Genomic DNA, 25,022 nt, shown 5'->3' with positions numbered 1-25,022 from the left:
CCGCCCGAAGCTGCGGACAGGCCCTGGCCGGCTCAGCGCTTGCGGTTGGAGTTGCGCGGTGCCGGAGTGTCGTCCACCGCCGCCTCGTCAACCGACTTCTGCAGGGCGCCGCCCAGCGTGATCAGCTCCCAGTTCTGGGTTCCAAGTACGTCGCAGGCCACATGCAGGCCGCTGCGGTCGGCCTTGCACAGCTGTTCCAGGATGCGACGGGCGTCCACGTCCGCACCGTTGCCCTGTGCGGTGACCAGGTTCTCGCAACCTTCGCGGACGCCAGCGCGGCAGACCGTGGTGTAGTGCCCGGCGGCCTGCAGCCAGTGCCCGGACAGCGCAAGACGGTTGCCGAGAATGTTGCAGCCCTGCAGCTTGCCCTGCGCGCAGCAGGCTTCGGCACCGTCCTCGTTGGCCAGCGCCAGCGGGCAATCCTGCGGCAGCGGCAGTACCGTGTACTGCTTCGGTGCGCTGCAGCGGGTCGGCCCCTCGCCGGTGGGGGTGAACACCTGGAAGCGGGTCCAGCTATCCAGGCCCAGCAACTGGCCGCCGGGCAGCGGGCGCAGCACGAAGTCGCCGTCCCTGTCGTGGCGGATGCGGATGTCGCCCTCTTCGACGCGCGCGCGAAGATGGCTGCTCCAGCCAACGCCGACCAGGCCGTTGTCACCGAAGTCCAGCGTGTCCATCAGGCCGCCGTCGGCCCGGTAGTTGCCACAGGGCAGGGCCGTTGCCGGCTGCGGTCGCAACGATGCACCCACCGCCTGCAGCGCAGGCAGGCGTTCGCAGGTGGCGGTGTCGTTGCCGGGTGTGCAGGCCGCAGCCAGGGCCTGCACCGCCTGCAGGTGATCTCCTGCCTCCCAGGACAGTTCAGCCACGCGGGTGCAGAAGCCGCCATGGGATGCCTCGCGGCACAACTGCAACAACTTATGGCGCTGCTCAGCTGGAATGATCACCGGCGCGGTCGGCGCTGCCATCGTCACCACGGCTTCGGTCATGGCCGCCGTCATCGCCGCCTTGACCAGCTGCTCCTGCACAGCGGGGTCCGCCTCCAGCGCGGCGGCACAGGCGGGTGTGGCTTGTTCGAAGCCACCGCCATTGCAGGCGGCGGGGAGCTTGATGCCGGACAAGGCGGCGTCGAGGGCCGCCTTTGCCAGGGAAGGATCGGCCTCGACCGTGGGTTTGGCCTCCTCGTGCCAACGCTCGGCCAGTTGCAGGCACATGCCGGGCACGCCTTCCCGGCAAGCTGCTTCCAGAGCGGCCGGGGTCGCTTCGCGGCGGTTGTCCAGGCACACAGCCGCATCGGCCAGGCAGCTGCCTCCAGCCGGCGCGGCGGCTGGGGCGCACTGTGCGGGGGCCTGCAGGGTGTAGACCGTTCCATCCACCTCGACGGTGCGGCCACGATCGCGTACCTGCAGCGCGCTGGGCAGGCCGTATTCCAGGTTCACCAGCTGCAGCGTTCCGTCGATCTGCTGGAAGGCGACCGGCGTCGGTGCGCTGCCGAAGTGCTTCTGCTCGCCGCGGTTCGGCGAGCTGATACGCAGCGTACCGCTGCCTTCATCGGCCTTGAACAGGCCGCATTGTGGTGACTGTGCGGCGGCCATCGGCGCGGCCAGCAGCAACGCCCAGGCCAGCCAGCGGCGGCGCGGTGCGGGTGAAAACATGTCGTCTCCTTGACGATCGAACGGAGTACTCCAGGCGCTACGGCGAACCGAGGCCCTCGCGCGGGGGCGTGCATTGTGCCGTGCCGGGCACGGGTTGATAGCGCTGGTAGCCGGTCTGCTCATCCATGCCGAGCAGGTCGCCATTGCCGAGCTGGCGCAGGACAAGGGTTTCACCGTTCTGCTGCAGGTGGATGGCGCCGTCATGCAGGCGGCCACGCGTGCCATCACCGAAGTCGATCCTGTCGATCACGCCACCGTCGGCCTGATAGCGGCCGCACGGCACCTGCTGGGCCGGCACCAGGCGCAGGTCCGCGCCGAGATCGCGCAGCGGTGCGATGCGTTCGCAGGCACTGATGCGGCCTGCATCGCAGACCACCTGCAGGGCCTGCACCGCCAACGCGGGTTCCAGCGCGATCAACTGCTGTTCGGCCACTTCCACGCAGAAGCGGCCACTACGGTGCTGCAGACACAGTTGCTGCAGACGGTCGCGTGCAGTGGCCGGAAGCGGTGAATCCAGTGTGTCTTCGTCTTCCTGTTGCAGGCGTTCACCCACCCGCTGCATCGCGGCAGCCAAGGCATCGTCAGTCAGCGCTTCGCAGGCCTGCGGGTCATGCCCGGGTGTGTGTTCGTGGCAGGCAGGCGGGCGTTCGAAGAGGGCGGCGCCGGTGTCATCGTTTCCGGCCGCAGTTACGCCATCGCGCAGTTGTCGCAGCAGCGCCGAACAGCCCGCGCCAACGCGTTCGCTGCAGGCGCGCTGGGCCTGGCCCGGTGAAGCGGTGGGCAGCTGCGCGATGCAGTGGCTGCCAGCGGCACGGCAGCTGCCGGCAATCGCCCTGGGCTCGGTGGCGCAGGTGCGGGGCTGGCGCAGGGTGTAGACCACCGGCACATCGTCTTCGATGCGTTGCCCGTCGGCACTGATCCGGATCGGCTCTGCCACGCCATCGTCGAGCATGACCAGGCGGGTCTGCGCCGCACTGCGATCAACCCACAGCGGCTCCGGCTCGCTGATGTCGCTGTGGCGGTAGCCGGTGCTGGGGGTGCTGAACACCAGCGCCATGCCGCCATCGGCACTGCGGTACTCGCCGCAGTGCAACGCGTCGGCGGCAACAGGCAGTGCGGCGAACAGCAGCAGTGCGGGGAGAAGGGTGAGCAAGCGCATGCGACGGTCCTTGTCGTGCGGGAAAGGGTTGGGGCTCAGTGGAAACGCGAGCGGATGTCCGGCCGCAGCAGGCGCCAGGCCAGCCAGCCCTGCAGGCCGAGGAACAGGACCGAGGTGCCAAGCAGGGTGACGGTCATCATCCAGCGCCGCGGCTGCATCGATTGCTGCATGCCCGGGTCGTCGGCGAGCAGCACGATCATGTCGCGCATGAACACGTCCAGCCACCAGGTGATCGCGAAATTGGCCAGCGCGCTCAACAGCAGCATCACCACGAAGCTCCACAGGCCCCAGCGGCGCTCTCGCAGCAGGCCCCAGCTGGCCACGGCCGAGGCCAGGCAGAGCAGTGCGGCGATCATCGAGGCACACACAGGGTGCGCCAGCAGCCAGGTCAGGCTGTGCATCTGCCGATGCTGTACTTCACCGGCCAGCAGTTGCCAGAGTGGAACGTCGTGCAGCGGCCACACCAGCAGCCCCTGCAGTACGAAATAACCGGTCAGCAGCGCGGACAGCCAGAAGGAGGCCTGGACCAGCGGTCGAATCCACGCATGGTAGGGCGAGGGCTGCAACGAGGGCGGCGGGAGCGGCACTGACATCCGGTGTCCTTGCAATCGGTGCCCGCGCGGTCAGCGGGCCGTCACCCGGGTGGCGACGGCCGGCAGGATATGGTGTTCGCTCAGCGGTGCCAAGGGCAGGCCATGCGGCGGCTGCAGCGGCACCCAGGCCAGTTCGGCGATCTCGGCGCGCGCCCGTGGCGTGCCGTCCACCTGTACCCACCACGCCTGTGCCTGCACGCGGTGGCCGGGCTCATTCACCGCCCAGTCCTCGAACGTGCCCAGCGCGATGGCAGCCCCGGCCCGCAGCTGCACACCGAGTTCCTCGTCCAGTTCGCGGGCCAGTGCCTGCAGTGGCGTCTCGCCGGCTTCGGGCTTGCCACCGGGCTGGATGAAGCGGCTGGCGCCGTGCTTGCGCACCACCAGCGCCTGGCCGCGGTCATCCAGGATGACCGCAGCCACGATCCGGATCGTGGCTGCGGCGTTGCTCACTTCAGGTTCTGCTCGAACAGCTTGAGGATGCGCTTGTACTGGTCCAGCCAGGAATCGGCGCGGACGTAGCCGTGGCGCTCCAGCGGGTACGGTGCGATCGACCAGTTGTCCTTGTGCAGTTCGATCAGGCGCTGGGTCAGGTTCACCGAGTCCTGGAAGAACACGTTGTCATCCATCATGCCGTGGGCGATCAGCAGGTTGTCCTGCAGGTTCTGCGCGTACTCGATCGGCGAGGACACGCGGTACGCCTCCGGATCGATGTCCGGGGTGTTGAGGATGTTGCTGGTGTAGCCGTGGTTGTACTGGTGCCAGTCGACCACCGGGCGCAGCGCGGCGCCGGCCTTGAAGGTGCCCGGCGAGCGGAACAGCGCCATGAAGGTCATGAAGCCGCCGTAGGAACCGCCGTAGATGCCGGCGTGGTCGCGGTCACCCTGCTGGGTGTCGACCAGCCAGTCCAGGCCGTCCTTGTAGTCTTCCAGTTCCGGGTGGCCCATGTTGCGGTAGATCGCCGTGCGCCAGTCGCGGCCGTAGCCCTCGCTGCCGCGGTAATCCATGTCCAGCACGATGTAGCCCTTCTGCACCAGCAGGTTGTGGAACATCTGCTCGCGGAAGTAGGCCGGGTAGCGCTGGTGCACGTTCTGCAGGTAGCCGGCGCCGTGCACGAACATCACGATCGGGTACTTCTTCCCCGGTTCCTTGTTTTCCGGTTCGTAGTACTTGGCCCAGACCACGCCGGCACCGTGCTTGGACGGCACCGCCACCAGTTTCGGCTGGATCCACTGGCGTGCCTTGTAGTCGGCAGTGCGGGTGTCGGTCAGCACGCGGGCCTGGCCACCGGCGCTGGGCAGCACGGCCAGCTGCGGCGGCAGGTAGGCGCCGGAGTAACGCACCAGCAGCTGCTGGCCGTCCGGCGACAGCGAGAAGTCTTCCACGCCGTTGAGGCTGGTCAGCTCGCGCACCTGGCGGCTGCCGGTGTCGACCGCGCAGACTTCGTAGTCATGCGGCGCCTGCTGGTTGCACAGGAAGTAGAAGCCCTTGCCATCAGCCGACGGCACCGGCGCCGAGGTTTCCCACTTGCCGCTGGTCAACGCCTGCGGCTTGGCAGTGCCGGCCTGGGTGTACAGGTGCGAGAAGCCGGATTCCTCGGACAGCAGCCACAGCGTGCGGCCATCGGCAATCCAGCCGAAATCGTTGAAGCCCCAGTTGATCCAGGCGTTGTCGGTCAGGCGGTGGCGGTTCTGCACGCGGCCGTCGGCAGCGTTGACGCTGATGATCCAGCGGTCCTTGTTGTCGTTGGCACGCAGCATCACTGCGGCCTGCTGGCCGTCGGCGCTCCAGCGGATGCCGCCGCCCATGAAGTCGCTCATCACCTGCACGCTGCGTTCGCCCTTCAGCGCGTCCTTGCCGGCCTTGCGGCGCAGTTCGGCCAGCGGGTCGGTGCTGATGCCCGGCAGGCCAGCCAGCGAGACCTTCTCGGCCTTGCCGGTGCGCACGTCCACGTACCACAGGGTGTGCGGTTCGAAGCCGTTGCGGCCGACGCGGGTGCGGGTGTCCTCGGTTTCCTCGTAGCCCGACTCGGTCACGTACAGCGGCATCTTGCCGCCGCGGCCGTCATCGAAGTCCTTCGGCTTGGTCACCACGATCAGGTGGGTCAGGTCGGGCGACAGCACGCTGTCACCGATCTCCACGTCGGCGCCCAGATATACCGGGCCCGGTGCGCGGGTCGGGTCGGCCTGGCGCCAGCGCTGGTCCTGGTCCTTCAAGGCTTCGCGCTGGTCGCGGTCGCGGCGCAGGGTTTCCAGCGTGCGGAGCTGCTGGTCGCGCAGTACGTCGGCATTCGGCGGCGTGCGCGGGTCCTTCTCGGCCTTCAGGCTGGCCACCTGCTGCACGCCGCTGGCGGCAGTCCAATGGAACCAGTTCTGGCCGACCCGCCAGATCACGCCGTTGTCGGCGGCGAAGTTCACGTTGCCCGCGCGCTCGTTGCTGCGGGTCAGCTGGGTCAGCGCGCCGCTGCGCAGGTCGCGCACGAACACGTCGCCATTGCGGACGAAGGCGCTGCGACTGCGGCTGCGGTCGTAGACCGGCTCGGCCACGTCCAGCGTGCCGCGCTGGTCATCGGCGACCTGTGCGGCCACGCCACCGGCCAGCGGCTGGCGGAAGGTATCGCGCACCGGGCTGCCGCTACGCTTGAGCTGGTATTCCACCTGCTGGCTGTTCCACGACCACCAGGCCTTTTCGACCGGCGGACCGATCCAGTCCGGGTCGGCCATGGCCTGTTCGATGGTGATCGGCGTGGGCGCGGCATGCGCGGCCGGTGCGGCCAGCACGGCCGACAGCAGGAGGGACAGGGGCAGCACTCGGGACATGGGCGGACGGCACCGGAAGAGGAAACCGGGCAAGGGTAGCAGCCGTCCGGGCCCGGGGCAGGGGCCACAGGTCATGGCAGCGGAATCGGCAAAATGGCACCGTCCGGGTCGCCGCGATGGCCTGTGCGGCATGATGGCCATTCCGTTCGGATGGAACCGATATGTACTGCTACGACTACAGGATCTCTCTTGGCGTACAGCACCCGACAGAGGCCAGCGCCGTGATTGCCGCCCGGCTGGATCTGGAACCGGCGTTTTCCCGTGATGTCGGGACCGAATATCGGGATCGCGACGGCACCCTGATCCGGGTGCATGCGGCGACCCGGGTGGTATTTGAACTGGAGAGGGGCAAGGACGGCTGGCTGATGGATGCCTGGCCAGCGCTGATCGATCTCCTCCAGGCACGCGCTGACGTGATCAGGGAACTGCTGCAGGAAGGGGCCGGCATCGGCCTGCGTGTCGGCATCTTTGGAAAGACCGCATGGGCGGGTTTCGAGCTGGATCAGCAGTTGCTGCGACTGATGGCGGACCTGCAGCTGGATTTTCAGGTGGAGACCTATTTCCCGGACCCGGAGGGCACGCCCGGCGGCAGCGGAGAGGCGGCAGGCACTTAGTGCAACCGGTAGTGCAACCGGTTGCCGTGGTCGCGCATCCATTCTCCTGAACCCGCATCATCCACCGAACAGGAGCCCGACCATGCAGGAACTGATCCCGATCACCCTCTTCATCTGCATCGCCTACGCGATCCATGCCATCGCCGATGCACGGGCGCGCAGCAAGCTGGTGGCGCCCCATGTACCCGAGGAAGTCATCCGCTCGTTGGCCGTACTGGAAGAGGAGCGTCGCCGTCAGGGCGCGCTTCGCTGGGGCATCAGCCTGGTCAGCCTGGCCGTGGCAATGGGCCTGCTGGAGGCGATCGGTGCACGCGAACTGACCTTCGGCGCCGCCGCCGCGATGGTCGGCAGTGCCGGCCTCGGCCAGCTGCTGGCCTGGCACTTCACCCGCCCCGCCGCGCGCAAGGGCTGAGGCAGGCATGCCACGGGCACAGGGGGCGCCCCGCGCATGAGCCTGCTGGGTGGAGCATTGGCTGCATTGCGGGGGCGTCGCCGCGACGTCCCCGCCGAGCCCATACCCGACGCAGATGACGACCGCGCTCTGGTCCGCGCCATCATCGATGGTTCGCAGCCGGCGTTCGCGCAGCTGGTGCAGGCGCATCAGCGCACCTGCGCGCACGTGATCGGTCGAATGGTTGGCGACCGCGACCAGGTGGCCGATCTGCTGCAGGAAACCTTCCTGGCGGTGTTCCGCCAGCTGCACCGGTTCCGTTTTGAATCTTCGTTGCGTACCTGGGTTTCGCGGGTGGCCTATACCACCGCGCTGCAGCACCTGCGACGGCGACGCCTGGAAGCGCAATGGATGGTAGCGGTGGAGGTGCCGGAAGAACTTGGCATCGGTGATGAAGGCCCGGGCCCGGCGGAACTGAGCGAGGTGCTGCAGGCCGGGCGCCAGCTGGGCGCGGCACTGGAACGGCTGAGTGCGCCGCAGCGGCTGATCGTCGGGTTGCACTACCTGGAGGATTTCGATCTGGCCGAGATCGAGCAGGTGACCGGGCTGGCGCGCGGTACCATCAAGAGCCACCTGCACCGCGCGCGCCAGGTCCTGAAGCAGGAACTGACGCGGCACGCCTCCGCTGGAGAACTGCTGTGAACCTACCAACCGACCCCCGCGATGCGGAAGAGCGCGCGCTGGCCCAGGCGTTGCGTGAGCAGGCGCAGCAGGAAGACGCGCCGGATGTGAGCGAGGCGCTGCAGAAGCGCATTACTTCTGAATCGCGCGACAGTGGTGTGTGGTACGTGGTGGTGCAGGTGGTGTTGGTTGGGGCGTTGGTGGCGGCAGGCGTCTGGTACTTCCGGGGCTGAATCGCAACCTCGTTGGGCCGGCCCGCCGGCCCCGCCGTAGCGACGTCCCGGACGAAGCATGAACACATTGTGTTTTGTGAATACAAATGTGAAGATCGCCGCCTTGGTTGTGTCGCCATGGATGGCGGAAGCATTTCGCGTTCCCCGATGGCGAGCAATGCGCCTGACAGGAATCAGCAAGTGCAACTCGAAAACTCGTACCACCTTGGTCGGCCCAGCCTTCTGGCGTTGGCGATCGTCGGCTTCGGAGCCTCCTCTTTCTCCCCACACGCGCAGGCAGCACGCCACTGTGTGACGACCGTGACGGGGATGACGTTCAACCAGGAAAGCCAACCTGTCTCAGCGTCCCAGGTCGAATGCTGGGACGATGGCATCGTGGATATGGGCTGGGGTGGCTGGGGTGGTGGCGGTGGCAACAGCAACAACGGTGATTGGGATCGTGGGCCCGGCGCTGGTTCGGGCGGGTCGATCACCACGCCAAGCGTCGAAGAGCAGCGCACCGCCGACAAGCTGGAAAAGGCACGTTGTGCTGGCGAAGTGAGCGGCAACCCCGTTGTGCTTTCGACAGGCAACAAGGTCGAACCTGAAGTCGATTTCAGCAGCGAAGGTGCAATGCCGCTTCGACTGTCGCGTACCTACAACTCCTTCTGGAGTGGCCGTGGTCTTTTTGGCCGATTCTGGCTGAGCAACTTCGACTACTCGATTACTGTCGCCGCCGACGGGAAGACGATCTGGGCACAGAGGCCCGATGGCCGTCGGATCCGCTTCCAGCGTGATGCCGCCAGCGGCAACTTCGTTGAACAGAAGGCATTGCCGATCGCCTACATCGTGCGGAATAAGGACGGTTCGCTGACCCTGTTCAACGACGTCAATGGGCATGAGACATACTCGGCAGCAGGGCGAATCACCACCCGCGTGAACGAACAAGGAATAGGTTGGACTTTCACCTATCGCGGGGACTATCTCGACCGGGTGACCCATACGTCGGGACGCTTCGTGGCCTTCGAATGGGCCAACGGCATGGCGGCAAAGGTCACGGATCCGGCGGGGAATGTCTATCGCTACTATTACGACCACAACATCTTCGGAAGTGGGGCAGGGTCCGGTCGTCTGACCAATGCTCTGTTGCCGGGCAGCACGATCACGTACTTCTACGAAGATAATCGCTTGCCCGGGGCACTGACCGGTAAGGCATTCAACGACACGCGCTACTCGACCTTCACCTACGACGCTGAAGGGCGAGCAACCTCGACCCAGCACAGTGGTGGCGTTGAACGCTTTCAGTTCGCCTACGATGTGAAGAGCAGCAAGCCGGTCATTCCGCCACCTGCGCCGCTACCGCCCGGCGGCTATGTATTCAACGAAGAGCGGCGGATGTGCGAGTACGGACCCAATGGTGTGCAGAACTGCCACGGGCCACGCCTGGTGGATGAGCCCATGCAGCAGTTTGCGATGGCTGCTTCGGCCCCGGTCGCGCAAGCGTCTGACCCGGCGAAGGCGATTCCGGTACGCATAGATGTTACCGAGACAACGCCCCTGGGCCGTAAGACCACCTATGCGTACCAAGACGATCGCTTGGTCTCGGTGTCCGGTGCCGCCGGAAGCTGCCCTGCAAGTTTCAAAGAGAAGGCCTACGACGAAAACGGCTACGAGCGACGCACCACCGACTTCGCGGGCGTCGTGACCGAGTACAGCTACGACGGCCAGGGCCACATCCTTCGGCGCGTGGAAGCCGCAGGTACGCCCGTGGCGCGGACCTGGACCTACGAATGGGACATGGCGAACAATCGCCTGCTGTCGCAGACGCTGGCAGGCCAGGCCACGACACGGTACAGCTACGACGCCAGGGGGCGCATCCTCAGCATCACGAACAAGGACCTGACTGCGGCTGGTGCGGGTCGTGAGCAGCAGGTTACCTATGGTTATCGCCTGCACGGCAATGGCCTCGTCGCCGAAATGACGATCGATGGCCCACTGCCGGGTACAGGAGACCGCTCCACCCTTCAGTACTCGGTGGCGGGGGACTTGATCGCCTATACCAATGGATCGGGACACAGCATCCGCTTCGAGAATCACAATGGCCTTGGAAAGCCGGGTCGGATAACGACTGCCAACGGCGCCATCAATGACTATGTGTACGATGCACGTGGCCGCACGATCAAGGAAACAAGCACGGTCGACGGGAAGCCGTTCACCACGACCTACAGCTATACACCCGCCGGCCTCGTGGATACGGTTGTCCACCCCGACGGCAGCCAGGTCCACAACTACTATGATTCCGCGCTGCGTCTTTTGGAGACGTGGTCTCCCAACAAGCGTGGTGGGTACTCGCGAAGGGCATTCGGCTACAACAATGCATCGCAGGTGACCTTCGAGCAGGTAATGGAAACTGCATACCCTGTCACCACCCAGGTGACGGGTGCGATTGACCGCGTGACCCACGACACCAACTGGAACTGGTACGTTGAAGGCTGGGCGTGTTCCATGGGCATGGACGGATCCATCGACGTCCACGTTTACGCCAATGATGCTGCAGGCGGGTCTTCCTTCCTTGGTGGCAACACTGCCAACCTCGTGAGCGAGCCGCAGGTTGCTACGTCCTGCAAGGCGGGTGGAAGCAACTACCGGTATCACATTGGTCTGCCCGCCGATCTGCGCCTGCAGCATGGCGGGAAGACGATAACGGTCTACGGTATCGCCGTTGATGGCGGGCAGAATCGATCGTTGGGTGGAAGCGGAGCTTCGGTCGTGCCAGCGCCTATGGTCGTCGGGAACATCGATGAAGTCAGTCACGATTCTAACTGGAACTACTACGTTCGCGGATGGGCATGCGCGACCGGAGTCGCTCGCTCCATCGACGTTCACCTCTATGCAGGCGGGGCCGCAGGAGCAGGAACGTTCGCAGTCTCGGGTTCGGCGAATCAGGCAAGCGAGCCTGGGGTGGCAGCGGCATGCCAGATTGGCGGAGGGGCTTATCGATTCACTCTCCCGCTTGACGCAGGGATGCGTCGTGCCCATGGCGGCAAAGGTATTTTCATCCATGGCATTTCGCCGGCAGGAGGGCCGAACTCGCTCGTTGGACCGCAGGGCGGATTTACGGTTCCCGCAATGCTGCGTGGCGCTGATCTGATCAATCCCGAGCGTGGCACTTCACTCAGTGATGAGCAGACGTGGAGCGTTACATTCACGGTACGAAACACGGGTAACACCGTCTGGAATCCGGGAAGTACTGCGATGGTGCTCAACACCGGGGAGCAGATCGCATTGGGTCACAGGGTGCTCCCCGGCGAGCTAGCGCAGTTCAACTGGAGCTATGAGGCCACTGCAGAAGCGCTGACCAGAACACACGTCCGCTACTTTCAGATGATGGACGCGGGTATCCGCTTCGGACCGAACCACGAGTATCGCATCACCGTTGGCGGGAAGGGCAGCGGCCCCAACTGCAGCGGCGTCAACTGCTACGAGGAAGAATGATGAGTTCTGGATTGTTGATACTGGCGTCGGCGGTGATTCTCAGCAAGTCGATTGAGTACGATGAACTGGGCCGCATGACCGTTGAGCGTGGAAACAACGGTCAGCTGACCCGCCATGAGTACGATGCAGAAGGCCGCCGCACCGCGACGGTAGATTCTCTGGGACGCAGGCTGGTCATGACTTACGACGCGTTGGGGCGGATGTCAAAGGTGACGCATCCCGATGGCGGGGTGACCTCATATACCTATGACACGGCGGATCGCGTGGTCCAGATCAGAGACCCTCGTGGCAAGGTTACCCTCTATGAATTTGACGGGCTGGGCAACCTGCTTGCGCAGGACAGCCCCGATTCGGGAACGACTACGCTGGCGTACAGTCCGGCGGGCCTGTTGTTGGCGAGCACGCGCGGCGATGGCATAAACACCTCGTACCAGTACGACGGCCAGGGACGCCTGCTGCAGGCCAGTGCCGCTGGGCAGGTGCAGACCTACCGCTATGACAACTGTATGAACGGCAAAGGCAGGTTGTGCTCTGTCACAGAGGGTGGAGCGATCACCTCATTCAGTTACACACAGGACGGACAAGTTGCCGAGCGCGGTGACGACGTGCGCCTGGGAACCGTCAGCCAGCTGCTGACGATGCGCTACAGCTACGACGAGATGCGCAGACCGAGAACCATCACCTATCCCGATGGTATGCAGGTTCAATACGAGTACTCGGATGGGTCGCCCTACGCGATGACCGTCATCCAGAACGGTCAGGCGGTGCGCCTCGTTGACAAGGCAGAGTACCAGGCGGGCGGTGCCCGTCGATCCATGCAGTTCGCCAACGGGCTGCAGGAGCGTCAGGAATTCGACGTCGACGGGCGCTTGAAATCGAGGGTTATCGCAGGCGCGAATTCAACGGTGCTTTCGAAAACCTACGCTTACAGCAGTGGCAACGAAATTACCCGAATCGACGATGCAGTTGAACCCGGTGCTTCCCAGCAGATCGGCTATGACAGTCTTGGCCGTATTTCCGAGCAGCAGCGAGGTGGGAAAGGCCACACGATGCGCTACGATGAAAACAGCAACTGGACGATTTTCGGCGAAGGTAACCACACCCGCACCTTCAGCATCGATGCAGGCAGCAATCGTCTGCTTGGGTACTCGTCCAACAAGCCTGGCGATGAATCACGCAGCTACAGCTACGATGCGATGGGGAACCGGACCGCAGAGCATGCGGCTGGCGACGAGCGCAGCTACGGCTATTCAGCGTTCAACCGGATGACATCCTCACAGGTCAACGGATATGGCACTCAGTATCTTCTCAATCCGCTTGGCCAGCGGTTGGCGAAGATCAACCCGGCCGGTACCAGCTATTACACGTACGCCGGGCAGAACAGGTTGATGTCGGAACGAGGCAGTGGCATATGGAGCAATTACCTTTGGTTCGATGGTGAGCTGGTTGGACTGTCGCGGCAAGGGACGATTTCCCAGATCCACGGCGATCACCTCGGCCGTCCTGAGGCCGCCAGCAACGCAGATCGGGCAGTGGTCTGGCAAGCCTACAACTATGCATATGGACGTTCTGTGCGAACGGACTCCATCGGTGGTTTGAACATCGGTTTCCCCGGTCAGTACTTCGATCAGGAAACGGGGCTTTGGTATAACGGATTCCGGGACTACGACGCGGCCATAGGCCGGTATGTGCAAAGCGATCCGGTCGGGCTGGCCGCGGGCAGTAATACCTACAGCTACACCGGGGCCAATCCAATCAGCCGTGTGGACCCTCTCGGTCTGGACACCTTGGTAATCCTCGGGGGTGAGACATCAGGCAACGCCGCTGGACACGTGGCCATCGCGTTCACGGGAAAGGGTGTTTACAGCGATGGAACCCTGACGGACTACGGTAGCTCACTTACAGACTATCTAAACAAGCAGTCCGAGTACCGAACCAGTACGTTGATTACGATCAAGACCAGTCCGGAGCAGGAGGCGCGAATGATCGCGCAGCTTGAGACCAAGAGGGGAATTCGCCTGCCCAATCCCAAGTCTGAACCGGTAAAAGCCTGGGGAGACACCTGCGCGACGCGCACCCAGGACGCTCTGACGGCCGGCGGAATTCGCTCGATGCTCATGCCGTTCCGCAGCCCATTCCCAGTATCGGTGGGCGGTATTGCAGCGATGAACGCGGCAAGCATTTCCATGCTTTGGCAGGGCTCAACTGCGCCCTCTGCCTTTGAGTCGTTCAACCCGGATCATTGAGGCGCATATGCGGAAAGTCTCAACGGCGGTTCTCCTGTCTGCGGTCGTGCTTGGCTTCGTCTACGGCTACTTCCGATTCATGCAGAGCGATGAATTGGGAGCGAAGTATGAGAACTCCCTGCTGCAGGCAATGAACGCACGCTATGAAAACTCCGAGCATACGAAGAACCTCATAGCAGAGCGTATGGCCGATGGGACCGATTCCGATGTGATCGGGCTGCCACGTGCTGGGGTTGCGAGAGGCTATGTATGGTTCATCGCCAATCCGAAAAGTGTCCCCCTCGTCAAGAAGATGCCTGCTGACTCGAACTATCGTTTAAGTGAGGCGCAGATCGAGGAGATTGCGTTGAGGGTCCGATTGGACCCCGCGATCAGGGGATACCTGCTGGAGAATCGTCAATGATGAATCGACTGGGGGCCAATGGCCCCCAGCGCTGAGGACGGTTCATCACTTCCCCGGCCGGTCCCTGCGACAAAGTGAAGCAGCGCGTCACCCGGTCGCATCCCACCTTAACCAATTCCTCCTAAAGTGGTCCGGTATCCCACCGGTCGCAGGCAGGAGGCGTCCCTTGGACGCGTTGTTGTTGTCCCGGATCCAGTTCGGATTCGTCATCAGTTTCCATGTGCTGTTCCCCGCCTTCACCATCGGCACGGCCAGCTGGCTGGCCTTCATCGAATGGCGCTGGCTGCGCACGAAGTTGCCCGTGTGGCGCGAACTGTACTTCTTCTGGCAGAAGATCTTCGCGGTGTCGTTCGGTATGGGCGTGGTCAGCGGCATCGTCATGGCGTTCCAGTTCGGTACCAACTGGCCGCGGCTGAGCGAAGTGGCCGGCACGGTCATCGGCCCGCTGCTGACCTACGAAGTGCTGACCGCGTTCTTCCTGGAAGCCAGCTTCCTTGGCGTGATGATGTTCGGTTGGGGCCGGGTCTCGCCGCGCCTGCATTTCCTGTCCACCTGCATGGTGGCGCTGGGCACGCTGTTCTCCACGTTCTGGATCCTGTCGTCCAACAGCTGGCTGCATACGCCGGCCGGCTACGAGATGGTCAACGGCATCGTGCATCCGGTGGACTGGTGGCAGGTGGTGTTCAATCCCTCGTTCCCGTACCGCCTGGCCCACATGGCGCTGGGCTCGTTCATCACCACCTGTTTCGTGATCGGTGGCGTAGGTGCGTGGTATCTGCGCAAGGGAACGCACGTGGAAGCAGGCCGGCGCATGTTGATCGCGGCGGTGGCGTTCGCGGCGCTGACCGTGCCGGTGCAGATCTTCGTCGGTGACATGCATGGCCTGAACACGCTCAAGCACCAGCCGATGAAGATCGCGGCGATGGAAGCGCATTGGCATGAAACGAAGGAGGGCGAGGGCGTACCCCTGGTGGTGTTCGCGCTGCCCAACGAAAAGGAAGAGCGCAACGACTTCGAAGTTGCCATCCCGAAGCTGGGCAGCGTGATCCTCACCCACAGCCTGGACGGCACCTTCGATCCGCTGACCTCGGTCCCCGCCAGCGAGCGGCCGCCGGTGACGCCGGTGTTCTTCGCCTTCCGCATCATGGTCGGGCTGGGCACGTTGATGCTGCTGCTGGCCTGGGTGTCGGCCTTCCAGTTGTGGCGGAAGAAGCTGCTGGATTCACCGTGGCTGCTGCGCGGCTGGAACTGGATGCTGCCCAGCGGTTTCATCGCGCTGCTGTCGGGTTGGTTCGTCACCGAGATGGGCCGCCAGCCGTGGGTGGTGTATGGCGTGCTGCGCACCGCTGATGCGGTCGGCCCGCAGAGTGCGTGGATGACCGCGCTGTCGCTGGGCGTCTACGTGGTCGGTTATGCCTTCGTGTTCGGCTGGGGCATCTGGTACCTGGTGAAGATCCTGCGCCATGGGCCGCAGCCGTATGCCGGAGGGCCATCGCTGGACCATGGCAGCCACACCCCGGCGCGTCCGTTGTCGGCGGCCGACGAACCGCTGGAGGAACGCTGACATGGACCTGATGACCTGGCTGCCGGTGGCATGGTTTGCGGTGATTGGTTTCGGCGTACTGATGTACGTGGTGCTGGACGGCTTCGTGCTCGGCATCGGCATCCTCGCGCCGTTCGCCGAGGACGAGGAACAGCTGGACCTGATGATGAACACCGCCGCGCCGATCTGGGACGGCAACGAGACCTGGCTGGTGCTGGGCGGTGCCGGGCTGCTGGCGGCCTTCCCGAAGGCGTATGCGGTGCTGCTGTCGGCGCTGTACCTGCCGGTGCTGCTGCTGGTGGTGGCGCTGGTGTTCCGCGGTGTGGCCTTCGAGTTCCGCTTCAAGGCGCATCGATCGCGCCGGCTGTGGAGCGTGGCGTTCGGCCTCGGATCGCTGCTGGCCACGTTTGCCCAGGGCGTGATCCTCGGCACGCTGGTGCAGGGCATCCCGCTGGTGGACGGCGTCTATCAGGGCGGACCCTTCGCCTGGTTCAGCCCGTTCGCGATGCTGACCGGCGCCGCCCTGGTCGCCGGCTACGCGCTGCTGGGCAGCACCTGGCTGATCCTGAAGACCGAAGGGCGCGTGCAGGCGCTGGCGCGGCAGATGACCCGGCCGCTGGTGGTGGCGGTGATCGCGGCGATGGGCCTGGTCAGCAGCTGGCTGCCGTTCCTCGATTCGCGGCTGATGGCGCGCTGGTTCAGCGACGGCAACTTCTGGTGGCTGTCGCCGGTGCCGCTGTTGACCCTGGCGGTGGCGGCCGCGCTGTGGCGCAGTGCCACCCATCCTCGCCGTGACCTGCCGCCGTTCCTGCTCAGCCTGGCCCTGTTCGTGCTCGGCTTCCTCGGCCTGGTGCTGGGCATGTGGCCGTACCTGCTGCCACCGTCGATGACCCTGTGGCAGGCGGCGGCGCCGGCGTCCTCGCTGGGCTTCACGCTGGTTGGGCTGGTCATTCTGTTGCCGGTCATCCTCGGCTATACGGCCTGGTCCTATCGGGTATTCCGCGGCAAGGTGCACGCCGACACCGGTTACCACTGATCGATTGAAGGCGGGGCCGGCTGTTGCCCGGCCCCGCGTTGGGGAATGTGAAACCTGCACACCCTGCGCGGGACGTGCTAGCGTGCGCTCCTTTCCGGCGGCCAGGGGGGCAGCCGGCGACGTCCTGGACGGACGCACGGCTGCAGGAATGGGGGCCGCCGCGCGTCGCCGTAATGGCTCGTGCCTATCGTTCTCCCGTTGAAGCACCAACGCTAAATGATTGAATTCTCCATCGTCGACTGGGCCGCGTGGGCGCCCGGCCTGAGCGAGCGTAGCCAGTGGCTGGGCTGGGCCGATGCGCCGTACCTGCCGCATGGCGGGGATACGCCGGCACTGGCGGAGGTTCCGGCAATGCAACGCCGTCGCATCGAGCGGTTGGGCCGCATGGCGATCCAGGCCGCGTGCTGGTGCGAGGAGGGGCAGGGGGCCGACAGCGACGTGCCGCTGGTGTTCGCCAGCCGCCATGGCGACGTCGCACGTTCGATGGACCTGTTGGGTGCGCTGGTCGGCGACCAGCCGTTGTCGCCCACTGGATTCGGCCTGTCGGTGCACAACGCGATCGCCGCGCTGTATTCCATCGCCCGCGGCCATCGCGGCAACTACCTGGCATTGGCTGCCGGCCAGGCCACGGTCGAGGCCGCGTGCCTGGAGGCCGTTGGCCTGCTGGCCGATGGCGCCCGCGAGGTGCGGGTGGTGGTCTACGAATCTCCGCTTCCTGAAATTTACGCGACGTTCGCCGACGAACCTGACCCGTTCTTTGCGTGGTGCTGGCGGTTGACCGCGCCCGCCGCGGGCCACCCGACTCTTTCTCTGGAGTGGCAGCCGGCCGAAGAACAGGCCACTTCCGCGCCGGGCCTGCTGCCGCACGCGCTGGACCTGCACCGCTTCCTGTTGTCCGGCGCGCCGGCGCTGGAGCACGTGGCCCACGGCCAGCGTTGGCGCTGGGGCCGCCGTGAGTGAGCTGCTGCGCCGCCTCGATCACGCCTGGCGGGTGTTCGGCACCGGCGTGAGCTTTGCTGCGTTTGGCCTCGGCGGGCTGCTGCTCGGTGTCCTGGTGATGCCGGTGCTGCTGCTGATGCGGGACCCGGTGGCCCGTCGCCGGCGCGCCCGGCGCGTGGTCCAGGCCGCCTTTGCCAGCCATGTCCGGCTGATGTGCCGGCTGGGGGTGATGACCCTGCAGATCGAAGGCCGGGAACGCCTGCAGCGCGACGGTTTGCTGGTTCTGGCCAATCACCCGACCCTGATCGACGTGGTCTGCCTGATTTCATTGCTGCCCAACGCCGATTGCGTGGTCAAGCGGGCCGTGGCCTGCAACCCGTTCATGCGTGGTCCGGTGCGGGCGGCCGGCTACATCTCCAACGATGACGGCGCTGGCCTGGTGGACGACTGCGTAGCCGCGGTGCAGGCCGGCGGCACCCTGGTCATCTTCCCGGAAGGCACCCGCAGCGTGCCCGGACAGCCGCCGCGCCTGCAGCGGGGCGCGGCCAACATCGCCGTGCGCGGCCGCCTGGACATCACCCCGGTGCGGATCACCTGCACCCCGCCAACCCTGACCAAGGGGCAGAAGTGGTATCGTGTCCCCTCACGTCGCTTTCACGTTCGGCTGCAGATCGGCGAAGATATCCCGATCGCGCCTTTCTTGGCCGAAGACGACTCGCCAAGGGGGGATGCCTTGGCGGCACGCCGCGTTACCGAGCACCTTTCTCGTTATTTCGACCTGTCTGGAGAGCCGCCCCGTGCAAGCACTTGAGCACGAGATCAAGGAATTGATCATTTCCTCCCTTTCGCTGGAGGACATCACGCCGGAGGACATCGATCCGACCGCGCCGCTGTTCGTCGAAGGCCTCGGCCTGGATTCGATCGACGCGCTGGAGCTGGGCCTGGCGCTGCAGAAGAAGTACGGTGTCAGCCTCTCGGCCGATTCGGAAGAAACCCGTCGCCATTTCTCCAGCGTGCGCGCGCTCGGCGAGTTCGTCGCCGCCCGCCAGTCGTAACGGCGCCAGGAATTGCCATGACCAAGAATGAACTGTTCGAACGCATCGTCAGCATCCTGACCGACAGCTTCGAGATCGAAACCGCCCGGATCACCCCCGAGGCACGCCTGTACGACGACCTGGATATCGACAGCATCGATGCGGTCGACCTGATCGTGCAGCTCAAGCCGCTGCTTGGCCGCAACCTGCAGCCGGAAGCGTTCAAGGCCGTGCGCACCGTACAGGACATCGTCGATGTCGTGCACGGGCTGCTGCCGGACCAGGCAGCCGCCTGACCGCAGCGCCGGCGGCTCCGCCATGGCACGCGCACGCACGTTCGTGGTGGCTGCGATTTCGCTGGCCTACCCGGTGCTGGTGTACCTGGCGATGGGCCGTTTCGAGCCACGCTGGCTGTCGCTGCTGCTGTTCACCCTGGCCCTGCTGCGTGCGCTGAGTACGCGCCAGCCGCTGTGGTGGGCCGCCGCCGCGGGTACCGGCCTGCTGGCCGTGCTGGCCACCGTGCTCAACCAGGCCCTGCCGCTGAAGCTGTACCCGGCATTGGTCAACGTGGTGATGCTGGCGGTGTTCGGCACCAGCCTGCGCTTCGGCCCGCCGCTGGTGGAACGCCTGGCGCGGTTGCAGGAGCCGGACCTGCCGGCGTTCGCGGTGGCCTATACCCGCCGCGTCACCCAGGTGTGGTGTGGCTTCTTCGTTCTCAACGGCAGCCTGGCCCTGCTGACCGCGCTTTACGCGTCGGACCGGGTCTGGATGCTCTACAACGGATTGTTGGCGTACGTGATGATGGGCGTGTTGTTTGCAGGTGAGTGGCTGGTGCGGCGTCGGGTCAAGGCAGCGCACGCGCATGGCTGAGTGGATTGCCCTGGACCGGCTGCTGGTGGACCCGCAGCCGCAGCGCAGCATCGGCCTCTGCGATGGCGAGGTGATCGATCATGCCCGCTTCCGCCAGCGGGTGCTGGCCTGGCGCGCGGCCTTTGCTGCTGCCGATGGCCGCGACTGGGCCCTGTACTTCGATGACGCGGTGGCCTTCGCTGCGGCGCTGTTCGGCGCCTGGCATGCCGGCAAGCGGGTGTTCCTGGCCGCCGACAACCTGCCGGCCACGCTGCAGGCGCTGCAACCACAGGTGAGCGGTTTCGCCGGTGATGTTTCCGCCGACTACCGACCGCTGGTTGCCCCCGCCGTTGGCGTGGACGGCGAACTGCAGGTGCTGGACGAGCGCGCCTGCGAGCTGTGCGTGTTCACCTCCGGCAGCACCGGCCAGCCCAGTGCGATCAACAAGCGCATGGACCAGCTGGCGCGCGAGGTGGATGCGCTGCAGGCTGCGTTCGGCGCGCAGCTGGAAGGCGTGCAGGTGCATGGCACGGTGTCCCACCAGCACATCTACGGCCTGCTGTTCCGCGTGCTGTGGCCGCTGGCCGCCGGCCGCCTGATCCATCCGCGCCGGTTCTTCCACGAAGACCTGGTAGGCGCGCTGGCTGGTACCGACACGGTGCTGGTGGCGACGCCAGCCCACCTCAAGCGCCTGCCTGAGCAGCTCGACTGGGCCAGCCTGCACGGTCGCCTGCGCGCGGTGTTCTCCTCCGGTGGCCCACTGCCGGAAGAAGCTGCACGCCAGGTACGGCAGTGGCTGGGCGTGGCACCGACCGAGGTTTACGGCAGCAGCGAGACCGGTGGTATCGCCTGGCGCCGCTGGGACACCGACCTGCCGCCGTGGCAGCCGCTGCCGGGCGTGCAGTGGCGCATCGAGGATGGCTGCCTGGCCGTCGCCTCGGCGCATCTGGAAACCCTCGACTGGTGGCGCACCCAGGACCGCGTGGAAGCCTTGGCCGATGGCCGCTTCCGCCTGCTGGGCCGTGCCGACCGCATCGTCAAGATCGAAGAGCGCCGCGTTTCGCTGGATGCGCTGGAACGCGCGCTGCGCGAAGACGCCGAAGTGGACGACGTGCGCGTGCTGGTCCTGCCAGGACAGCGTGAGCAGCTGGCAGCGGTGGTGGTACCTGCCGATCCGGCGCTGCTGGAGGGTGGCGACGCCGCGCGCCGCGCGCTGGGCCAGCGCCTTGGCGCGCGCCTGGCACAGGCACATGACGCGGTCACCCGGCCGCGCCGCTGGCGCCTGGTGCAGGCGCTGCCGATCAACGCACAGGGCAAGGTCACCCAGGCGGCACTGGCGGCGCTGTTCCAGCCGCTGATGCCGGTACCGGCATGGGAGCACCGCGACGCTGCAAGCGCCACCCTGCGCATGACCCTCGACCCGGCGCTGCGGCCGTTCCAGGGCCATTTCCCGCAGGCGGCGATCCTGCCCGGCGTGGCGCAGCTGGACTGGGCCGTGCGTTTTGGCCGCCAGGCGTTCAGCATGCCGGCCGGATTCCTGCGCATGGATGCGGTGAAGTTCCAGCACGTGGCCCGCCCGGGGGACGAGTTGACCCTGCAGCTGGACTGGGATGCCGCACGCAATGTGCTGGCCTTCCGCTACACCTCCAGCCACGGTGTGCATGCCAGCGGCAAGGTGGTTTTCGCCGATGCGGACTGACCCGGCCGTTGCCGGTGCCGCGTTCGCGCCACTGGTGGTGATTCCCGTCTATGACCACGAGCACGCCATCGCGGCGGTGGTCGACGGCGTGCAGGCTACCGGCCTGCCGTGCCTGCTGGTCGACGATGGCTCGCATGAGGCGTGCGCGACGGTGCTGCGCTCGCTGGCGCAGCGCCACGGCGTCGACCTGCTGCGCCTGGACATCAACCAGGGCAAGGGTGGGGCGATGCTGGCCGGTTTTGCCGAAGCCGCTGCGCGTGGCTACAGCCACGTGCTGCAGATCGATGCCGACGGCCAGCACGATACCGCTGACCTGCCGCGCTTCATCGAGGCGGCGCGCGCGCACCCGGGTGCGGTGATCTGCGGCATTCCGGCCTACGACGCCAGTGTTCCGAAAGCGCGCCTGTACGGCCGCTACGCCACCCACATCTGGGTCTGGATCAACACGCTGTCGCTGCATCTGCGCGACACCATGTGCGGCTTCCGCGTGTATCCACTGCCGCCGGTGCTGCGCCTGGTCGGTGAGGAGACCATCGGCCGGCGCATGGATTTCGATACTGAAGTGATGGTTCGCCTGTACTGGCGGCAGGTGCCGGTCGAACACCTGGCCACGCGCGTGACCTATCCCGCCGATGGCGTGTCGCACTTCGATGTGTGGCGTGACAACGTACGTATCAGCCGCATGCACACCCGCCTGTTCTTCGGCATGCTCTGGCGCGCACCGCGCCTGCTGTGGCGCCGCCTGCGGGGGCAGTGCTGAGATGGCGGCCGCGCAGGGCGCCCCACACTGGGCCGACATTGGCGAATCCACGTCGGTGGCCGGCGTGCTGTTCCTGTGCTGGGTGCACCGCTGGTTCGGGCGCTGGCCGTTCCGCCTCTGCGTGTGGCCGGTGGTGGCCTGCCACTGGTTGGGCAACCGCGTCGGCCGCCAGGCCTCGATGCAGTACCTGCAGCGGCTGCAGGCACACAGCGGCGTGCTGGGCCGCGCACCCACGCGGCGCGACAGCCTGCGCCACTTCTTCGCCTTCGCCGACACGATGCTGGACAAGATCCTCGGCCTGGGCGGGCGCTACCCGGCCGAACGCATCCACCTGCATCGCGACCTGGTACTGCAGAAGATCGCGCGCCGCGAAGGCGGCCTGATCCTGACCGCACACATCGGCTGCCTGGAACTGTGCCAGGTGCTGGCCGAGCAGGTGCCGGGCTTCCGCATCACCGTGCTGGTGCATACCGCACATGCGCAGCGCTTCAACCGCCTGCTGCAGCGGCTGGACCCGCTGGCGGCGGTGGAACTGGTGCAGGTGACCGAAATGGGCCCGGCCACTGCGATGATGCTGGCCGAGCGCGTGGCGGCCGGTGGCTTCGTCGCCATCGTCGGCGACCGCACGCCGGTGCAGGGCGGCCGCAGTGTCACCGCCGATTTCCTCGGCCATCGCGCGCCGTTCCCGATCGGCGCCTATGTGCTGGCCGCCGCGCTGGGTTGCCCGGTCTACACCATGGCCTGCCTGCACCAGGGCGAGGGCTATCGCGTGGCATTCGAACAGTTCGCCGAACGCATCGTGCTGCCGCGTGGCTCACGCGATGCCGCGCTGGCCGAACAGGCCCAGCGCTTCGCGCGCTGGCTGGAACTCCAGGTCATCCAGTCCCCGCTGGACTGGTTCAATTTCTTCCCCTTCTGGGATCAGGCTCCACATGACGACTGACGCCGTACCCGTGTGCCGCTTTGGCGATGCACCGTTGACCATCGAAGACGTGGTGGCCCTGGCCCAGCGCCAGTGCGAGGCCGCGCTGAGCGACGCGCCTGCATTCCGCGCGCACATCCAGCGCGGCGCCGATTTCCTCGACCGCCTGCTGCGCGAGGATGGCGTGATCTACGGTGTGACCACCGGCTATGGCGACTCGTGCACGGTGAACATTCCGCCGGCGCTGGTGGCCGAGCTGCCGCACCATCTGTACACCTACCACGGCTGCGGCCTGGGTCGTTACCTGGACCCGGTCGAGACCCGTGCGGTGCTGGCGGCGCGCCTCGCGTCGCTGGTGCGCGGCATGTCCGGCGTCAGCGTGCCGCTGCTGGAAGGCCTGGCCACGCTGCTGCAGCACGATGTGCTGCCGATGATTCCGGCCGAAGGCTCGGTCGGTGCCAGTGGTGACCTGACCCCGCTGTCGTACGTGGCGGCGGTGCTGTGTGGCGAGCGCGAGGTGCTGTTCGAAGGCCAGGTGCAGCCGGCCGGCCCGGTGCTGGCGAAGATCGGCATGACCCCGCTGAAGCTGCGGCCGAAGGAAGGCCTGGCGATCATGAACGGCACCGCGGTGATGACCGGCCTGGCCTGCCTGGCCTGGCAGCGCGCCGATTACCTGGCCCGCATGGCCACGCGCCTGACCGCGTTCAACGTGCTGGCCAGCGATGGCAACGCGCACCACTTCGACCAGACCCTGTTCGCGGCCAAGCCGCACCCGGGCCAGGGCCGCATCGCCGCGCGCCTGCGCAGCGACCTGCACAGCGAGCGTCCGCCGCGCAATGAACAACGCCTGCAGGACCGCTACTCGCTGCGCTGCGCGCCGCACGTGATCGGCGTGCTGGAGGACAGCCTGCCGTTCCTGCGCCAGCTGATCGAGACCGAGCTGAACAGCGCCAACGACAATCCGCTCATCGACGCCGACGGCGAGCGCATCCTGCACGGTGGCCACTTCTACGGCGGCCATATCGCGCTGGCGATGGACACCCTGAAGAACACCGTGGCCAATGTTGCTGATCTGCTCGACCGGCAGCTGGCACTGGTGGTCGATGCCCGCTACAACCATGGCCTGCCGGCCAACCTGTCGGCGGCCACCGGCCCGCGCGCGGCCATCAACCATGGCCTGAAGGCACTGCAGATCAGCGTGTCGGCGTGGACCGCCGAAGCGCTGAAGCAGACCATGCCGGCCAGCGTGTTCTCGCGTTCGACCGAATGCCACAACCAGGACAAGGTCAGCATGGGCACCATCGCCGCGCGCGACTGCCTGCGCGTGATCGAACTGACTGAACAGGTGGTGGCGGCGATGCTGATTGCCGCGCGCCAGGGCCTGGCCCTGCGCGAACGGGTTGGCCTGAATGCGCAGCTGCATGGCAGTCTGGCCGACATGTACGCCGACCTGGGGCAGCGCATCGCCCTGGTCGAGGAAGACCGCGCGCTGGATCGCGAGCTGCGGGAACTGCTGGTGGAGATCCGCGCGCAACGTTGGGAGCTGTATGCCGGTGAATGAGGCCCTCGAACGGGTCGGCGAAATCACGCTGACCCCTGCCTTCCATGACTGCGATCCGATGAACGTGGTCTGGCATGGCAACTACTTCAAGTACTTCGAGATCGCGCGCTGCGCGCTGCTCGGCCGCTACGACTACGACTACCCGCAGATGCTCGAATCGGGCTACCTGTGGCCGGTGGTCGATGCACGAGTGAAATACGTGCGTCCGCTGCTGTTCAACCAGGCCCTGCGCGTGGTCGCGCGCATCGTGGAATGGGAGAACCGGCTGAAGATCGAGTACGAAATCCTCGATGCGGAAAGCGGCCAGGTGCTGACCCGTGCGATGACCATCCAGGTCGCGGTGGACGCGGCCAGCAAGGAAATGCTGTACCAGTGCCCGCCGGTGCTGTGGGAACGCCTGGGAGTGCCTGCGCCGTGACG

At 65.9% G+C, this 25,022-nt stretch carries 24 protein-coding genes; 19 read left to right on the top strand and 5 right to left on the bottom strand.

Annotated elements, in window-relative coordinates:
• Positions 1–32: 32 nt before the first annotated feature.
• Genes QP552_RS20340 through QP552_RS20320 form a run of 5 tightly spaced genes read right to left on the bottom strand, consistent with a single transcriptional unit; the run spans position 33 to position 6,217 of the window.
• Complete coding sequence (locus QP552_RS20340) at positions 33–1,649, bottom strand: hypothetical protein (protein ID WP_111113138.1); 1,617 nt, start codon at positions 1,647–1,649, stop codon at positions 33–35.
• A 37-nt stretch (positions 1,650–1,686) separates the two neighbouring features.
• Positions 1,687–2,808 carry a hypothetical protein gene (locus QP552_RS20335; RefSeq protein WP_111113139.1) on the bottom strand — a complete coding sequence of 374 codons (1,122 nt, stop codon included), beginning with the start codon at positions 2,806–2,808 and terminating at the stop codon, positions 1,687–1,689.
• Between the two features lie 35 nt (positions 2,809–2,843).
• Positions 2,844–3,401 (bottom strand): hypothetical protein, encoded by a 558-nt coding sequence (locus QP552_RS20330; protein WP_111113140.1) that lies wholly within the window; start codon positions 3,399–3,401, stop codon positions 2,844–2,846.
• Between the two features lie 30 nt (positions 3,402–3,431).
• Positions 3,432–3,851, bottom strand: a complete 420-nt coding sequence (locus tag QP552_RS20325) for an NUDIX domain-containing protein (protein ID WP_111113141.1) — start codon at positions 3,849–3,851, stop codon at positions 3,432–3,434.
• Positions 3,848–6,217: a S9 family peptidase gene (locus QP552_RS20320; RefSeq protein ID WP_286074532.1), complete on the bottom strand. Its 2,370-nt coding sequence runs from the start codon at positions 6,215–6,217 to the stop codon at positions 3,848–3,850. The genes QP552_RS20325 and QP552_RS20320 overlap by 4 nt, the downstream gene beginning before the upstream one ends.
• Positions 6,218–6,378: 161 nt before the next feature.
• On the opposite strand from QP552_RS20320, the gene QP552_RS20315 reads away from it, so the two are divergent.
• From QP552_RS20315 to QP552_RS20225, 19 genes are all read left to right on the top strand, one after another.
• Positions 6,379–6,831 (top strand): hypothetical protein, encoded by a 453-nt coding sequence (locus QP552_RS20315; protein WP_111113143.1) that lies wholly within the window; start codon positions 6,379–6,381, stop codon positions 6,829–6,831.
• Between the two features lie 82 nt (positions 6,832–6,913).
• Positions 6,914–7,243, top strand: a complete 330-nt coding sequence (locus QP552_RS20310) for a hypothetical protein (RefSeq protein WP_010482336.1) — start codon at positions 6,914–6,916, stop codon at positions 7,241–7,243.
• A gap of 36 nt (positions 7,244–7,279) precedes the next feature.
• A complete protein-coding gene (locus QP552_RS20305) occupies positions 7,280–7,924 on the top strand; it encodes a sigma-70 family RNA polymerase sigma factor (RefSeq protein ID WP_286074531.1) in 645 nt (214 codons plus the stop codon).
• The gene (locus QP552_RS20300) at positions 7,921–8,136 is read left to right on the top strand and encodes a hypothetical protein (protein WP_099485149.1); all 216 of its coding nucleotides are present in this window, start codon (positions 7,921–7,923) and stop codon (positions 8,134–8,136) included. Before QP552_RS20305 ends, QP552_RS20300 begins: the two co-directional genes overlap by 4 nt.
• A gap of 180 nt (positions 8,137–8,316) precedes the next feature.
• Positions 8,317–11,610: a DUF6531 domain-containing protein gene (locus tag QP552_RS20295; RefSeq protein WP_286074530.1), complete on the top strand. Its 3,294-nt coding sequence runs from the start codon at positions 8,317–8,319 to the stop codon at positions 11,608–11,610.
• Entirely contained in the window at positions 11,610–13,856 is a 2,247-nt protein-coding gene (locus QP552_RS20290; protein WP_286074529.1) for an RHS repeat-associated core domain-containing protein, read from the top strand. Before QP552_RS20295 ends, QP552_RS20290 begins: the two co-directional genes overlap by 1 nt.
• A gap of 7 nt (positions 13,857–13,863) precedes the next feature.
• The gene (locus QP552_RS20285) at positions 13,864–14,259 is read left to right on the top strand and encodes a hypothetical protein (protein WP_286074528.1); all 396 of its coding nucleotides are present in this window, start codon (positions 13,864–13,866) and stop codon (positions 14,257–14,259) included.
• 166 nt (positions 14,260–14,425) lie between these two features.
• A complete protein-coding gene (locus QP552_RS20280; RefSeq protein WP_286074526.1) occupies positions 14,426–15,823 on the top strand; it encodes a cytochrome ubiquinol oxidase subunit I in 1,398 nt (465 codons plus the stop codon).
• 1 nt (position 15,824) lies between these two features.
• Complete coding sequence (gene cydB, locus QP552_RS20275; RefSeq protein WP_005414876.1) at positions 15,825–16,838, top strand: cytochrome d ubiquinol oxidase subunit II; 1,014 nt, start codon at positions 15,825–15,827, stop codon at positions 16,836–16,838.
• Positions 16,839–17,054: 216 nt separating this feature from the next.
• Positions 17,055–17,798 carry a beta-ketoacyl synthase chain length factor gene (locus QP552_RS20270; protein WP_286074525.1) on the top strand — a complete coding sequence of 248 codons (744 nt, stop codon included), beginning with the start codon at positions 17,055–17,057 and terminating at the stop codon, positions 17,796–17,798.
• Entirely contained in the window at positions 17,791–18,588 is a 798-nt protein-coding gene (locus QP552_RS20265) for a lysophospholipid acyltransferase family protein (RefSeq protein WP_106549980.1), read from the top strand. The genes QP552_RS20270 and QP552_RS20265 overlap by 8 nt, the downstream gene beginning before the upstream one ends.
• Positions 18,575–18,832, top strand: coding sequence for a phosphopantetheine-binding protein (locus QP552_RS20260; RefSeq protein ID WP_005411610.1), 258 nt, complete (start codon positions 18,575–18,577; stop codon positions 18,830–18,832). Before QP552_RS20265 ends, QP552_RS20260 begins: the two co-directional genes overlap by 14 nt.
• A gap of 17 nt (positions 18,833–18,849) precedes the next feature.
• Positions 18,850–19,107 (top strand): acyl carrier protein, encoded by a 258-nt coding sequence (locus tag QP552_RS20255; protein ID WP_005411609.1) that lies wholly within the window; start codon positions 18,850–18,852, stop codon positions 19,105–19,107.
• 22 nt (positions 19,108–19,129) lie between these two features.
• Positions 19,130–19,681: a membrane protein gene (locus QP552_RS20250; protein WP_049431675.1), complete on the top strand. Its 552-nt coding sequence runs from the start codon at positions 19,130–19,132 to the stop codon at positions 19,679–19,681.
• The gene (locus tag QP552_RS20245; protein ID WP_286074524.1) at positions 19,674–21,359 is read left to right on the top strand and encodes an AMP-binding protein; all 1,686 of its coding nucleotides are present in this window, start codon (positions 19,674–19,676) and stop codon (positions 21,357–21,359) included. The genes QP552_RS20250 and QP552_RS20245 overlap by 8 nt, the downstream gene beginning before the upstream one ends.
• A complete protein-coding gene (locus tag QP552_RS20240) occupies positions 21,349–22,119 on the top strand; it encodes a glycosyltransferase family 2 protein (protein ID WP_286074523.1) in 771 nt (256 codons plus the stop codon). Before QP552_RS20245 ends, QP552_RS20240 begins: the two co-directional genes overlap by 11 nt.
• A 1-nt stretch (position 22,120) precedes the next feature.
• A complete protein-coding gene (locus QP552_RS20235) occupies positions 22,121–23,062 on the top strand; it encodes an acyltransferase (protein ID WP_286074522.1) in 942 nt (313 codons plus the stop codon).
• Positions 23,052–24,602 carry an aromatic amino acid ammonia-lyase gene (locus QP552_RS20230; RefSeq protein ID WP_106549976.1) on the top strand — a complete coding sequence of 517 codons (1,551 nt, stop codon included), beginning with the start codon at positions 23,052–23,054 and terminating at the stop codon, positions 24,600–24,602. The genes QP552_RS20235 and QP552_RS20230 overlap by 11 nt, the downstream gene beginning before the upstream one ends.
• Positions 24,589–25,020: an acyl-CoA thioesterase gene (locus QP552_RS20225; protein WP_106549975.1), complete on the top strand. Its 432-nt coding sequence runs from the start codon at positions 24,589–24,591 to the stop codon at positions 25,018–25,020. Before QP552_RS20230 ends, QP552_RS20225 begins: the two co-directional genes overlap by 14 nt.
• Positions 25,021–25,022: the final 2 nt, after the last annotated feature.

Source organism: Stenotrophomonas sp. 59 (assembly GCF_030291095.1).
In the GTDB taxonomy this organism is placed as follows: domain Bacteria; phylum Pseudomonadota; class Gammaproteobacteria; order Xanthomonadales; family Xanthomonadaceae; genus Stenotrophomonas; species Stenotrophomonas maltophilia_Q.
The sequence above is the reverse complement of the archived record's forward strand: the minus strand, read 5'-3'. Positions and strand labels throughout refer to the sequence as shown.

Coding starts and splice junctions, on each gene's coding strand:
- QP552_RS20340 (WP_111113138.1), bottom strand. CDS start 1,649: ATGTTTTCACCCGCACCGCGCCGCCGCTGGCTGGCCTGGGCGTTGCTG.
- QP552_RS20335 (WP_111113139.1), bottom strand. CDS start 2,808: ATGCGCTTGCTCACCCTTCTCCCCGCACTGCTGCTGTTCGCCGCACTG.
- QP552_RS20330 (WP_111113140.1), bottom strand. CDS start 3,401: ATGTCAGTGCCGCTCCCGCCGCCCTCGTTGCAGCCCTCGCCCTACCAT.
- QP552_RS20320 (WP_286074532.1), bottom strand. CDS start 6,217: ATGTCCCGAGTGCTGCCCCTGTCCCTCCTGCTGTCGGCCGTGCTGGCC.
- QP552_RS20315 (WP_111113143.1), top strand. CDS start 6,379: ATGTACTGCTACGACTACAGGATCTCTCTTGGCGTACAGCACCCGACA.
- QP552_RS20310 (WP_010482336.1), top strand. CDS start 6,914: ATGCAGGAACTGATCCCGATCACCCTCTTCATCTGCATCGCCTACGCG.
- QP552_RS20305 (WP_286074531.1), top strand. CDS start 7,280: ATGAGCCTGCTGGGTGGAGCATTGGCTGCATTGCGGGGGCGTCGCCGC.
- QP552_RS20290 (WP_286074529.1), top strand. CDS start 11,610: ATGAGTTCTGGATTGTTGATACTGGCGTCGGCGGTGATTCTCAGCAAG.
- QP552_RS20285 (WP_286074528.1), top strand. CDS start 13,864: ATGCGGAAAGTCTCAACGGCGGTTCTCCTGTCTGCGGTCGTGCTTGGC.
- cydB (WP_005414876.1), top strand. CDS start 15,825: ATGGACCTGATGACCTGGCTGCCGGTGGCATGGTTTGCGGTGATTGGT.
- QP552_RS20270 (WP_286074525.1), top strand. CDS start 17,055: ATGATTGAATTCTCCATCGTCGACTGGGCCGCGTGGGCGCCCGGCCTG.
- QP552_RS20255 (WP_005411609.1), top strand. CDS start 18,850: ATGACCAAGAATGAACTGTTCGAACGCATCGTCAGCATCCTGACCGAC.
- QP552_RS20250 (WP_049431675.1), top strand. CDS start 19,130: ATGGCACGCGCACGCACGTTCGTGGTGGCTGCGATTTCGCTGGCCTAC.
- QP552_RS20245 (WP_286074524.1), top strand. CDS start 19,674: ATGGCTGAGTGGATTGCCCTGGACCGGCTGCTGGTGGACCCGCAGCCG.
- QP552_RS20240 (WP_286074523.1), top strand. CDS start 21,349: ATGCGGACTGACCCGGCCGTTGCCGGTGCCGCGTTCGCGCCACTGGTG.
- QP552_RS20235 (WP_286074522.1), top strand. CDS start 22,121: ATGGCGGCCGCGCAGGGCGCCCCACACTGGGCCGACATTGGCGAATCC.
- QP552_RS20230 (WP_106549976.1), top strand. CDS start 23,052: ATGACGACTGACGCCGTACCCGTGTGCCGCTTTGGCGATGCACCGTTG.
- QP552_RS20225 (WP_106549975.1), top strand. CDS start 24,589: ATGCCGGTGAATGAGGCCCTCGAACGGGTCGGCGAAATCACGCTGACC.